Source organism: Haliea sp., from assembly GCF_040222615.1.
GTDB lineage: Bacteria > Pseudomonadota > Gammaproteobacteria > Pseudomonadales > Halieaceae > Haliea.
In genome coordinates this window covers 1-13,423 of sequence record NZ_JAVKCQ010000063.1, presented here as the reverse complement: position 1 = coordinate 13,423, position 13,423 = coordinate 1, and the positions used below count along the sequence as shown (strand labels likewise).

8 protein-coding genes are annotated in these 13,423 nt (G+C 63.6%); 4 read left to right on the top strand and 4 right to left on the bottom strand.

All coding sequences use genetic code 11. The features are described from left to right. The first annotated feature begins 20 nt into the window (after positions 1-20). The 4 genes from RJQ10_RS05280 to RJQ10_RS05265 are packed head-to-tail and all read left to right on the top strand — an operon-like array spanning position 21 to position 6,997. Positions 21-2,477, top strand: a complete 2,457-nt coding sequence (locus tag RJQ10_RS05280) for a glycogen/starch/alpha-glucan phosphorylase (RefSeq protein WP_350144351.1) — start codon at positions 21-23, stop codon at positions 2,475-2,477. Between the two features lie 42 nt (positions 2,478-2,519). Beyond that, on the top strand, positions 2,520-3,788 hold the full coding sequence (gene glgC / locus RJQ10_RS05275; RefSeq protein WP_350144349.1) for a glucose-1-phosphate adenylyltransferase: 1,269 nt from the start codon (positions 2,520-2,522) through the stop codon (positions 3,786-3,788). Between the two features lie 24 nt (positions 3,789-3,812). Beyond that, positions 3,813-5,447, top strand: a complete 1,635-nt coding sequence (locus RJQ10_RS05270) for an alpha-D-glucose phosphate-specific phosphoglucomutase (protein WP_350144347.1) — start codon at positions 3,813-3,815, stop codon at positions 5,445-5,447. 2 nt (positions 5,448-5,449) lie between these two features. Continuing rightward, on the top strand, positions 5,450-6,997 hold the full coding sequence (locus RJQ10_RS05265; RefSeq protein WP_350144345.1) for a glycogen synthase: 1,548 nt from the start codon (positions 5,450-5,452) through the stop codon (positions 6,995-6,997). A 4-nt stretch (positions 6,998-7,001) separates the two neighbouring features. Here the strand turns inward: RJQ10_RS05265 and egtD are convergent, their stop codons facing one another. The 4 genes from egtD to RJQ10_RS05245 form a co-directional block, all read right to left on the bottom strand. Next, positions 7,002-7,907, bottom strand: coding sequence for an L-histidine N(alpha)-methyltransferase (gene egtD, locus RJQ10_RS05260; RefSeq protein ID WP_350144343.1), 906 nt, complete (start codon positions 7,905-7,907; stop codon positions 7,002-7,004). 56 nt (positions 7,908-7,963) lie between these two features. Then, positions 7,964-9,304: an ergothioneine biosynthesis protein EgtB gene (egtB, locus tag RJQ10_RS05255; protein ID WP_350144342.1), complete on the bottom strand. Its 1,341-nt coding sequence runs from the start codon at positions 9,302-9,304 to the stop codon at positions 7,964-7,966. Positions 9,305-9,387: 83 nt separating this feature from the next. After that, entirely contained in the window at positions 9,388-12,495 is a 3,108-nt protein-coding gene (locus RJQ10_RS05250; RefSeq protein ID WP_350144340.1) for an efflux RND transporter permease subunit, read from the bottom strand. After that, a partial coding sequence (locus RJQ10_RS05245; protein WP_350144338.1) for an efflux RND transporter periplasmic adaptor subunit occupies positions 12,495-13,423 on the bottom strand: 929 nt, incomplete at its 5' end. The genes RJQ10_RS05250 and RJQ10_RS05245, both read right to left, overlap by 1 nt.

Below are 13,423 nucleotides of genomic sequence, written 5' to 3'. Positions count from 1 at the left end.
CCCACGGAGCGACTCTGCCCATGAACCAGAATCTGGCCCGCGCCCTCAAGGCCACCACCCTGGAAGAAGATTTACAGCGCCACTACAGCCTGACCCTGGGGCGTGATGACAGTGGGTGTGAAACGCGATTCCATCTCTACCAGGCCCTGGCGTTGACCGTGCGCGACCAGCTGGTGGCCCGCTGGCAGGACACCCGGGAGCGGTGCCGCGAGCAGGGTTCCAAGACCATAAACTACCTGTCGCTGGAGTTCCTCATGGGCAGGACCCTGGGCAATGCGGTGCTCAACCTTGATCTGGAGGAATCGGTGCGCTCGGCTTTGCAGTCCTGGGCCTGCGAGCTGGAGCAACTGGAGGATGAGGAGCTGGACGCCGGCCTCGGCAACGGCGGCCTGGGCCGCCTGGCCGCGTGTTTCCTGGACAGCTGTGCGACCCTGCAGCTGCCGGTCACCGGCTACGGTATCCGCTATCAGTACGGGATGTTCCATCAGCGCATAGAGAACGGCTACCAGGTCGAGTACCCCGATCGCTGGCTGCGCCACGGCAATCCCTGGGAAATCGAATGTCCTGAGGCAACCCGGCGCATCCAGTTCTTTGGCCGCAGTGAACACTACCAGGACGCGAACGGCGCCTGGCGAGTGCGCTGGGCGGACTCCCGGGATGTACTGGCGGTACCCTACGACATCCCCGTTCCCGGTTATCGCAACGGTACGGTGAACACCCTGCGCCTGTGGAAAGCCGAGGCTACCGACGAATTCGACTTTAACGAGTTCAATGCCGGCAGCTATACGGATGCGGTGGCCGCCAAGAACGAGGCGGAACAGATCACCATGGTGTTGTATCCCAACGATGCCAGTGAGCAGGGCAAGGTTCTGCGCCTGCGGCAGCAGTATTTTCTGGCATCGGCCAGCCTGCAGGATGTGCTGGCGCGCTGGGTCGCGGCCAATGGCGAGGATTTCACCGGCTTCGCCGCAGGCAACGGCTTCCAGCTCAATGACACCCACCCCACCATTGCCATTGCCGAGTTGATGCGCCTGCTGCTGGACGAACACGGCCTGGAGTGGAACGAGGCCTGGGTGATTACCAATGCCACCATGGCCTATACCAACCACACCCTGCTGCCGGAGGCGCTGGAAAAATGGCCGGTAAGCCTGTTCGGCGAGCTGTTTCCCCGGCTGCTGGAAATCATCTACGAGATCAACGCCCGCTTCCTGTCGCGGGTCGCGGATCACTGGCCCGGTGATACCGGGCGCCAGGCCCGGATGTCGCTGGTGGAGGAGGGCCCTGAACCCATGTTGCGGATGGCCTTTCTCGGCATTGTTGGAAGTCACTCGGTCAACGGCGTGGCCGCCCTGCATACCCGGCTGTTGACCGAGGGCCTGTTCCGCGATTTCCATGAAATGATGCCGCAGAAATTCAACAACAAGACCAACGGGGTGACGCCGCGACGCTGGCTGGCGGAGTGCAACCCGGGTCTCGCGGGGCTGCTCAACGAAACCATTGGCCCGGGCTGGGTGACCGATCTGGAGCAGTTGCAGGGACTGGCGCCACTGGCTGGCGACAGCGGCTTCGCGGAGCGCTTCATGGCGATCCGGCGCGACAACAAGGCGCTCCTGGCCCGCCTGGTGGAGGACCGGTGCAAGGTCAGCTTTGCCCCGGATATGCTGTTTGATGTGCAGGTGAAGCGCATCCACGAATACAAGCGCCAGCTGCTCAACATACTCCACGTTATTCACCTCTACGCGCGGGTGCTCAACGGCGACACTGCCGATATCCAGCCACGCTGTATCCTGTTTGGTGGCAAGGCCGCGCCCGGTTACGCCATGGCCAAGCTGATCATCAAGCTGATCAACAATGTGGCAACGGTGGTGAATCGTGACCCGCGGGTCAGCAATTGGCTGCGGGTGGCGTTCCTGCCGGACTACCGGGTCACGGCGATGGAAGTGATTTGCCCGGGCACCGACCTGTCGGAGCAGATATCCACCGCTGGCAAGGAAGCCTCGGGTACCGGCAACATGAAATTCATGATGAACGGCGCCATCACCATCGGCACCCTGGATGGCGCCAACATCGAGATCCGGGAGGCGGTGGGAGAGGACAATTTCTACCTTTTCGGCCTGACTGCGGAAGAGGTGGAGGCCCGGCGCGGGAACTATGACCCGGCAGCCCTGATTGCCGGCGATGAGGACCTGGCCAGGGTCATGCAGCTGCTCGACTCCGGCCACTTCAATATGCTGGAGTTCGGGATCTTTGACCCGATCGTGGCGGCGATTCGCAGTGGCGGCGATCCCTGGATGACCGCTGCGGACTTTCGCAGCTACGTGGATGCGCAGCAGTCCGTGGGTGACTGCTACCGCGACCCCGCATTGTGGGCCCGCAAGAGCATCCTCAATACGGCCTGCAGCGGCCGGTTTTCCAGTGATCGCACTATCGGCGAGTACGCCGATGAGATATGGTTTCCCGGCCGGCCAGTCTGGTGATCATTTGCCGACCGTAGCAACGATGGTTGAAGGAGAAGGCCCATGGACGACCAGAATCCCCGCTATGTCAGCCGCCTTACCCGGGACACCATGGCGCTGGTGCTCGCGGGCGGGCGGGGCTCGCGGCTGTACGAGCTGACCAACTGGCGCGCCAAGCCCGCGCTGTATTTTGGTGGCAAGTACCGCATTATCGATTTCCCCCTGTCCAATTGCGTCAATTCGGGGATCCGCCGCATTGGCGTGCTGACCCAGTACAAGGCGCACTCCCTGGTGCGCCACCTGGTGCGTGGCTGGACTCATTTCAAGAAAGAGCTGGGCGAGTATGTGGAAATTCTGCCCGCATCCCAGCGCTATTCGGAAGACTGGTATCAGGGGACAGCGGATGCCATCTACCAGAACCTGGATATCATCCGGGCGGAAATGCCCAGGTACGTGATGATTCTCTCCGGTGATCATGTCTACAAGATGGATTACGGGCCGATGCTGGTCGCCCATGTCGAGTCCGGCGCGGAGATGACCGTGTGTTGCCTGGAAGTGCCGGTGGCGGAAGCCGCCAACGCCTTCGGCGTCATGCAGGTGGACTCGAACAATCGGGTGACTGCGTTTCAGGAGAAGCCGGCGCAGCCGGCGGAGATCCCGGGCAAGCCCGGCCTGACCCTGGCCTCCATGGGTAACTACATATTCAACACCGATTTTCTCTTCGAGCGCCTGATCCGGGATGCCGCCAATCTGCAGTCCTCGCACGACTTCGGCAACGACATCATCCCCGAGCTGCTGAAGAACTTCCATTTGCACGCCTATCCCTTCCGCGACCCCGAGACCGGCGGCAAGGCCTACTGGCGCGATGTCGGCACCCTGGACTCGTTCTGGATGGCCAACATGGAGTTGATCGGCACCTCGCCATCGCTCAATCTGTACGAAAAGGACTGGCCCCTGTGGACCTACCAGGAGCAGCTGCCGCCGGCCAAGTTCGTGTTCAACCGCGATGACCGCCGTGGCAGCGCGGTGGATTCCATGGTCTCGGGGGGCTGTATCGTTTCCGGGAGCCTGGTCAGCAACTCGGTGTTGTTTTCCAATGTGCGGATCAACTCCTACTCGACGATCGACAAGTCGGTGATCCTGCCCGAGGTGGAGGTGGGTCGCAATGTGCAGATGCGCAATGCCATCGTGGATCGCGGCTGTGTGATTCCCAAGGGAATGGTAATTGGGCATGATGCCGGCCAGGACCGTGCCAACGGGCTGCGGGTGACCGACAGCGGGGTGGTATTGGTCACCCGCGGTATGCTGGGCCAGCCCGAGGGCTATGCCTGATATCTTTCTTCGCAAGGAACATGAATGTCAGTAGTAAGGGTTAACACCCAGCCCCTGGCGGGGCAGAAGCCCGGTACCTCCGGTCTGCGCAAGACGGTGGCGGAGTTCAGCCGCCCCGGGTACCTGGAGAATTTCGTTCAGTCGATCTTCAATGCACTTGGCGATTGCAGCGGCAAGTCGCTGGTGCTCGGCGGTGATGGTCGTTTCTACAACCGGCATGCCGCGCAGGTGATCCTGCGCATGGCTGCGGCGAACGGATTCAAGCGGGTACTGGTGGGCCGTGGAGCCCTTCTGTCGACGCCTGCTGCTTCCTGCGTCATTCGCAAGTACGGCCTTGACGGTGGCATTGTGCTCTCGGCCAGCCACAACCCCGGGGGTCCGCAGGGCGATTTCGGGATCAAGTTCAATGGCAGTAATGGCGGGCCGGCCCCGGAGTCGGTGACCGCGGCCATCCATGCGGCGACTGCCCGGCTCGACCACTACCTGGTACTGGATACGCCGGATATCGACCTGGACCGGCCCGGTACAGTCACTCTGGGCAGTACCACAGTCGAGGTCATAGACCCGGTGGCGGACTATGCCGAGCTGATGGAGTCGCTGTTCGATTTCCCGAAAATCGCATCGCTGCTTGGCCACAGGCGGTTTCACATGTGCTTCGATGCCATGCATGCGATCACCGGTCCCTATGCGCTGGAGATTCTCGAGCGGCGCCTGGGCGCCCCCCCGGGGACCGTGATCAATGCCGTACCGCTGGAAGATTTCGGCGGTGGCCACCCCGATCCCAACCTCGCCCACGCCGGGGACCTGGTCGCACGCATGAACGGGGATGAGCCCCTGGCCTTCGGCGCTGCTTCCGATGGCGACGGGGACCGCAACATGGTGCTGGGCAGCGGGGTCTTTATCAATCCCTGTGACTCGCTGGCGATCCTGGCCGCCAATGCCACGGTGATTCCGGCCTACGCCGGCGGGCTGGCGGGTATTGCCCGCTCCATGCCCACCAGCCGCGCAGTGGACCGGGTCGCGGCCGAACTGGGTATCCCGTGTTTTGAGACTCCCACAGGCTGGAAATATTTCGGTAACCTGATGGATGCCGGCAGCATCACGCTCTGTGGCGAGGAGAGTTTTGGCTCGGGCTCCAGTCATATACGCGAGAAGGATGGCTTGTGGGCGGTACTGTTCTGGCTCAACCTGATAGCGTCCCTGAGCAAGCCCGCCCGCACCATCCTGCGCGAGCACTGGCAGCGCTACGGGCGCGACTATTTCACCCGCCATGACTATGAGGCGGTGGACGCAGACCAGGCCGCAGCGCTGATGGAGGCATTGCGTGAACGCCTGCCCGAGTTGCCGGGTCAGTGCCTGGGTGGTTATACGGTCCAGGCCGCCGATGATTTCTGCTACACGGATCCGGTGGACGGCAGCGTCAGCGCTGGCCAGGGCCTGCGCATCCTGTTTACCGATGGTGCGCGGATTGTCTACCGGCTCTCGGGCACCGGCACTGCCGGTGCAACCCTGCGAGTCTACTATGACCGCTACCAGCACGACCCGGCCCTGCTGGAGCAGGCGCCACAGAGAGCCCTGGCGACGCTGATTGCGGCCGGAGACGAGCTGGCCGGCATCACCCGCCTGCTTGGCCGCAAACAGCCCGACGTCATTACCTGAGCGTGGGACGACCGCAGGACAGGCCACTGAGGCTGCTACTGGTCGCCGCCGAGAACGGTTCCCTGCCGGGCGGCAAGGTCGGTGGCATGGGCGATGTGATCCGGGATGTGCCCCGCGCCCTCGCGGCGCTGGGCCACGAGGTTACGGTGCTGGTGCCGGGCTACCAGCAGTTCTCGCGACTCCCCGGTGCGACCTTGCAAACTGCCCTGGAGGTGGACTTTCGCGGGCACACGGAGCGCGTCGAGCTCTGGTTACTGCCGCCGGATCCAGCGCACCCGCGGCTGCGCTGCCAGGTGCTGGAGCACCCGCTGCTGGCACCTTGCGGCCCGGGGCGAATCTACTGCGATGACGGTCCCGACCGCCCCTTTGCTACCGACGCCTCGAAGTTTGCCCTGTTCTGTGCCGCAGTTGCCACTGGCCTGCGGGACGGTGCGCTGGCGTGGCCGGACAGGGTCCATCTGCACGACTGGCACACGGCCATGGTTCCTGTCCTGGCTCGCTTTGAACCGGGGTTTGCAGGGCTGGGTGAGCTTCACTTCGTCTATACGATCCACAATCTGGCGCTGCAGGGTATCCGTCCCCTGCGCGGGGATGACTCGGCCCTGGAAGCCTGGTTTCCCCACCTGCGCTACGACTATGACTTTGTCGGCGACCCCCGCTACCCGGACTGCTTCAACCCCATGCGCGCCGGTATACGCCTGTGCCGCAAGGTGCATGCGGTGTCGCCGACCTACGCCCGGGAGATCCAGGGGGACGCCGGCGAGGGCCTGGCGGAGGATCTGCGGCAGGCCGATCGCGAGGGGCGCCTGGAGGGTATTCTCAATGGCTGTGAGTACCCTTCATCCCGCGCGGCACCGGTTGAATTCGGCGCCCTGGTGACGGGGTTGCGTGCGCAGCTGCAACGCTGGCGGGAGGAACCGGGATCTGCTGCGGCGGTGCAGGGCGCCAGCACGCTGGAGCGCTGGCGGCGGCGGAAGCGGCCGGCGATTCTGCTGACCTCGGTGGGCCGCCTCACCGACCAGAAGGTGCGCCTGTTGCGCACGGTCGCCGTCGGCGGGCGCAGCGTGCTGGAGCAGATACTTGAGCGGCTCGGACGCCGGGGGCTGTTCATTCTGCTGGGCAGTGGCGACCCGGCTCTGGAGGACTTTTTCGCCGCGGTCGCTGCCCGCTCGGATAACTTCCTGTTCCTGCGCGGCTTCTCGGAACCGTTGTCGGAAATGCTCTATGCCGGGGGCGACCTGTTCCTGATGCCCAGCTCCTTCGAGCCCTGCGGTATCAGCCAGATGCTGGCGATGCGGGCCGGTCAGCCCTGCCTGGTACACGCGGTCGGCGGGCTTGCGGATACGGTACGCGACGGCGTGAATGGCTTTGCCTTCGACGGCGCCGGCGAGGCGGAGCAGGCGCGCCATCTGCTGCAGCGCTTCGACCAGGTGCTGATGCTGCGCGCCGCCGATCCGGCGGCCTGGTCCCGTATCAGTGAGGAGGCAGCGGCTGCCCGGTTTGACTGGAGCGATGTGGCGCGAGCCTATGAGGCACGCCTGTACCGGTAGGTCGTCAGTCGCAGCAGTCGGCCACGCTGAGCAGGTTGACGCTGAACAGCTCGCCGGGGTCGGACCAGCTTTGTTCAAGCTTGAGGCCTGCCGCGGCGGCCAGCGCGGAAAAGTCCTGCGGAGTGTATTTGTAGGAGTTCTCGGTGTGGATAGACTCGCCCGCTGCGAAATGCAGCGCTGTGCTTCCGCAGTTCACAGTCTGTTCAAGCTCACTCACCAGGTGCATTTCTATACGTCTCTTCTCCCTGTCATAAAACGCATGATGCCGGAACAGCTCAGGCTTGAAGTCTGCCCCGAGCAGCCTGTTCAGGTGCAGGAGTACATTGCGGTTGAATGCCGCTGTGACCCCGGCCCGGTCGTTGTAGGCGGCGGTCAGGATTGCATCGTCCTTGTGCAGGTCGACCCCGACCAGAACTGAACCCGCGGGCCCAGCCAGGCTGCGCATCCGCTGCAAGAACTTTACCGCGTCAGCGGGCTCGAAATTGCCAATTGTCGAGCCCGGATAGAAAACTACCGCGGACTGGCAGCCGACCGACTCAGGCAGGGAGATCGCCCGGGAAAAGTCCGCGGCAACCGGCTCAATACGCAATTCCGGGAAGGACTCATTGAGGGCCACAGCGGCATCGGCAAGGAAGTCTGTGGATATATCCACGGGGACGTAGCAGCTCGGTTGCAGTGCGGGAATGAGATGACGAACCTTCTCGCAGTTGCCGGCACCGGGTTCGATGACGACCCTCTGCTTTCCCACCTGCCCGGCGATGTCCTCGGCATGGCTCTGCAGTATCGCGGTCTCGGTTCGCGTTGGATAGTACTCCGGCAGCGCGGTAATTTGTGCGAAGAGACAGGAACCGGCCTCGTCATAAAAGTATTTCGGGTTGATGGTCTTTTGCCCGGACTGCAATCCGGCCATGAGTTCACGGTGAACGGGGTTGTCATGCGGAACTTTAGTCACTGTCCGCGGCCGATTCATGTCAGCAACTGTTCCATATCTTTTGCCAGCCTGATCCCGCTGAACTGCCAGCGATCACGGGGGTAAAAGAAATTTCGATAGCTGCTGCGCAGATGCGCCCGGCTGCTGACACAGGAGCCCCCCCGCAGTACCAGCTGGTTGCACATGAATTTCCCGTTGTATTCACCGACCGCGCCCGCCGCAACCGAAAACCCCGGATAGGCCGCATAGCTGCTGGACGTCCACTCCCAGACTGAGCCGAACATGCCCTGCATGCCTGTAGTGCCAGTGATAGCCACTGGCTGATAGATCCCGGTCTCAACAAATTGCCCTGCGACCGGACAGTTTCGGGCGGCATGTTCCCACTCTGCCTCGGAGGGCAGGCGACAACCTGACCAGCGCGCAAACGCGTCCGCCTCGTAGGCGCTGACGTGGGCCAGCGGAGCATGCGGGCGCAATGGTTGCAGCCCATGCAGCGTATATTCGAACCATTCGCCATCCTGTTGCCGCCAGTACAGGGGGTTCCGCCAGCGCTGTTGTTGCAACTCTGCCCAGCCGTCCGCCAGCCACCATTCTGGCTGCTGATAGGCGCCCGCCTCGACAAATGCCAGATAGTCAGCGTTGGTCACGGGCCGGTTAGCCAGCCTGAACGGCTGCAACAGCACTCTATGGGGGGGCAGTTCATTGTCAAAACAAAACCCTTCGCCCTGATAGCCGAGGGTGGTTTCACAACCAGCGAACTCTTGCCAGGCAGAGGGAAACGAGGTTTCTCCGGCGCGATACGCCGGTTCCTCGCAAACCTGGTAAACCGGATTGGTCGGGTTGCAGGAAAAGCTGTACTTCAGGTCAGTGAAGAACAATTCCTGATGCTGTTGTTCATGGTGAATTCCCAGCCGGGTGCGCTGGAGCACCTGGAGGCGATCGGCATGGTTGTCGTCAGCGAGCAGTTCGCGCATGCGGTCGTCCACCCAGTGGCGATAGGCGTAAACCTGCTCCAGTCCGGGCCGCGACAGCAACCCGCGCCGGGGGCGGGGGAATTGTTCGCCGATGCCGTTGTAGTACGAGTTGAACAGGTAGGAATATTCCGGCCAGGGTGACCGGTAGCCCGACAGAAACTCTGACAGCAGGAAGGTCTCGAAAAACCAGCTGGTATGGGCGAGATGCCACTTTGGCGGGCTGGTCTCCGGGGCAGCCTGAAGCCCGTAATCCTCGATCGCCAGGGGGGCGCAGAACTGTTCCGAGGCCCGGCGCACTGCCTCGTAACATTGGACCAGCCGACTACCGGGGTCCATGCCGATGCCGGCGCAACCCTGTTCGGCCCACTGGCGATCGCCCTGTGCTTGCGGATAGGCAGTCATGGCGTTACCCGGCCACTTTCCTGTGCATACTCGATGTACCGGCAGTCGACTCTCCCTCAGTCTAGGGGCTGTTCAGGACAATCTCAACCGCGTGACGGGACCTCAGGGCCCGCAGCGCTATCGACCGCGCCTGCCGCCTGGCCCCTGACGGTGCGGCTGGCGAGCACGCGATAGGCGGCGGGTACCACGTACAGGGACAGCAGCGAGCCGATCAGCATGCCGCCAATCACCGCCAGCCCCAGCGGCACCCGGCTCTGGGACCCGGCACCCAGCGCGAGGGCGATGGGCAGTGTGCCCAGCACTGTCGACAGGGTGGTCATGAGAATGGGCCGGAAGCGGGCGGCCGCGGCTTCCTCGACGGCCTCGGCGATGCCGAGACCCGCCTCCCGGCGCTGGTTGGCAAACTCCACAATGAGGATGCCGTTTTTGGTCACCAGGCCGATCAACATGATCAGACCGATCTGGGAGAAAATGTTGAGCGTCTGGCCGAAATACCAGAGGCTCACCAGTCCGCCGGTAATCGCCATCGGCACTGTCAGCATGATGGCCAGCGGGTCCCGGAAGCTCTCGAACTGGGCGGCGAGTACCAGATAGATCAGCAGCAGGGCCAGCACGAAGACAAACAGCAGGCTGCTGCCGGTCTCGTCGAACTCCCGGGATTGCCCGGCCAGTTCGGTACTGTAGCTGTCATCGAGCACCGCCGCTGCGATCTCGCGCATGGCTTCCACCCCCGCCCCCAGAGTCACGCCCTCGGCCAGGTTGGCGGAGAAGGTCGCGGCGGTGAAGCGGTTGAAACGGTAGAGCACGGGCGCAGAGCTCTGTTCCCGGACATTCACCAGGTTCTGCAGCGGCACCATGCTGCCGTCGGCCGCACGCACGGAAAGGCGTGCCAGGTCGGTGGGGTCATTGCGTCCGGCGCGCACCATCTGGCCAATGATTTCGTACTGCTTGCCGTCCTTGAGGAAGTAGCCGAAGCGCTGGCCGCTGAAAGAGGCCTGCACGATATCGGCGATGTCCCGGGTGCTGACGCCAAGGGCCTCGGCGCGGTCGCGGTCAATATCGAGCACCAGTTCCGGCTGGTTGAATTTGAGGTCGACATCGACGTAGTTGAAAGCGGGGTGCTGCTGGGCCCGCTCCATGAAACGGGGAATGACCTCCCTGACCTTGTTGATGTCCGTGTTCTGCACCACAAACTGTACCGGCAGGCCGCGACCGCCGACATTGATGGTGTCGAACTGGCGCACGAAGGCCTGCAGGTCGGGAAACCCCGCCAGCGCGGCGGACAGGATGGACGCCGCCTCGGCCTGGGTATGCTCGCGCTCGGCAGGGTCCTTGAGGATGACCCGGGAGAAGCCGGAGTTCACCGTGGTCGAGGCGCCAAATCCAGGGGAAGTCACCGTCAGACGGGCTTTTACATCCTCGCCGATGCTCTCCCGGATGATATCGTCGAAGCGGGTCATGGCGTCGAACATGTAGTCGAAACCGGCGCCTTCCGGGCCCCGGGTGGAGACTATCAGCTGGCTCCGGTCCTCCAGCGGCGCCAGCTCCTGGGGCAGGGCGCGGTACAGGGTGACGACCAGCCCGATGCAGGCCAGCAGAATCAGCGGTGCCCAGCTGCGGTGGTGCAGGAAACTGCGCAGGGAGTTGCGGTAGCCGTCGGCCAGGCGTTCGAAAAACGGCTCCGTGGCCCGGTACAGGGCCGGGTGCCGGGCGCGGTTCTTGAGGAAGCGCGAGCAGAGCATGGGCGCCATGGTCAGCGCCACAAACGATGAGATAATTACCGCCGCAGCGAGGGTTACGCCGAATTCGCGGAACAGCACCCCGGTGAGGCCGCCGAGGAAAATCAGCGGCGCAAACACAGCGGTCAGCGCCAGCGTGGTGGCAATCACCGCGAAGAAAATCTCGCGTACCCCTTCCGCGCCGGCCAGGGCGGGGGCCTGGCCCTGCTCGACGCGCTTGTAGATGTTCTCCACCACCACGATGGCGTCGTCCACCACCAGGCCGATGGCCAGCACCATGCCCAACAGGGTCAGTACATTGATCGAGAAGCCGGCCAGATACAGCACGAAGAAGGTGCCAATCAGGCTGATGGGAATGGTGATCAGGGGAATGATGGTGGTGCGCCACTCGCGCAGGAAGGCGAAGATTGTTGCGCAGACCAGGAGCAGGGCGAAAAACAGCGTCTGGATGACTTCGCGGATACTGGCGCGAATGAATTCCGTGTTGTCAAAGCCCACTGCCACGTCCACATCCGCCGGCAGGTCGCGTTCGATGATGGCCAGGCGGCGATAGAACTCGTCGGCGATGGCGATTTCGTTGGCGCCGCTCTGGGGCCGCAGCACCACGCCGACATTGGTTATCCCGTCCCGCCGCAGCACCGTGCGTTCATTCAGGGCGCCGAGTTCGGCCCGGCCCACGTCCCGCAGCCGAACCACGCGGTCTCCGTTGCGCTTGATGATCCGGTTCTCGAAGTCCTCCGGATCTTCCCCCAGGCGGCTCAACGTACGGATGTTGAGATCGATGCTGTCGCCCTCGAGGCGCCCGGTGGGCAGCTCGACGTTGGCGGCCTGGAGTGCCTCACGCACATCGATGGCGGTAAGGCCGTGGGCCGCCAGCAAGTCCGGGTCCAGCCACAGGCGCATGGAATATTCCTTGTAGCCCCAGATATCGACCTGGCCCACGCCGCTGATGGTTTCGAAGCGGGTCTTGAACAGGTCGTCAGCCAGGGCGCTCAGCTCCAGCAGGCTGCGTTGCTGGCTGCGCACGCTGAGGAAGATGATGGGGTCGCCGTCGGCGTCGGCCTTGGTGACGGTGGGAGCCTGGGCGTCGGCTGGCAGGCGGCGCAGGGCAGAGCCCACGCGGTCGCGAATGTCGTTGGCCGCGGTGTCGAGGTCGTCCCCGAGATTGAACTCGGTGACCACCGTGCTCAGGCCCTCGCGGCTGATCGAAGTCATGGTGCGGATGCCGGAGACGGTGTTGAGCTCCTCCTCCAGCGCCTCGGTGATCTGGCTCTCCACCACGCTGGCGTTGGCGCCCGGGTAGGCCGCCTGCACCGAGATGATGGGGCGCTGGGCCATGGGGAATTCGCGGACCCCCAGTTCGCCGAGGCCGATAAGGCCGAAGACGATGATGACAATGGACATGACCATCGCCAGTACCGGGCGCTGGATGCTCAGCTCATGCAGGCGCATCAGCCCAGGTCCGTGCGGCGCTGGATGTTGACTCTCTGGCCTTCGCGAACCGACTGGATACCCGAGGTGATGATTTCGGCGCCAGGGTCCAGTCCCTGCAGGATTTCAACCCGGGTCTCGTCACGGTGGCCGGTCTGCACGGCGTGTCGAACCGCAACGCCGTCCTCCACCGTGAACACCGACACCGCGTCCAGGCTTTGCAGCACGGCGACGCTGGGCACTACCAGCGCCGCATCGTTGCGGCTCACCAGCTCCACCCGGGCGTAATTGCCGGGGAGCAGCCTGCGTTCCGGGTTGTCGACGTCGGCGCGCACGGTCAGGGTGCGGGTGGCAATGTCCACCTGCGGGTCGATGGCCCGGACGATGGCGGTGAAGGGCCGTTCGTGGCCGGCAACCCGCAGCGAAAGTTCCGTGGCCGGCTGTACCAGGTTCAGGAAGCGCTCGGGGACGCTGAAATCCACCGTCAGCTTGGTCACTGTCTGCAGGGTAGTGATGAGTGTGTCGGCTTCAATGAGGTCGCCGGGGCTGATGTGGCGCAGCCCCAGGGTGCCGTCGAAGGGTGCGGTAATGCGGCTTTTGGCCAGCCGTATCTGCAGTCGCTCGACCTCCGCCCGCAGCACCTCTCGCTGGCTGACCGCGTCGTCCCGCTCACTGGCGGTTACCGAGCCGCTGCGAAACAGGTTTTGCAGGCGCTCGGCCCGGGTTTCCGCCAGGGCCAGTTGCTCCTGCATCGAGCGCAACTCTGCCTCGGTCTCGCCGGATTCTATGACCACGATGAGGTCGCCCTTCTGCACATTCTGGCTGTCGGTGAACTGGATGTGCTCGACCTTGCCGCGTAATTCGCTGCGAATATTGATGGACTGATCGGCCATCAGGGTGCCATTGAAGGTCAGGCGGCTCTCGAAGGGCTCCGGCTCGACGCGCTGGG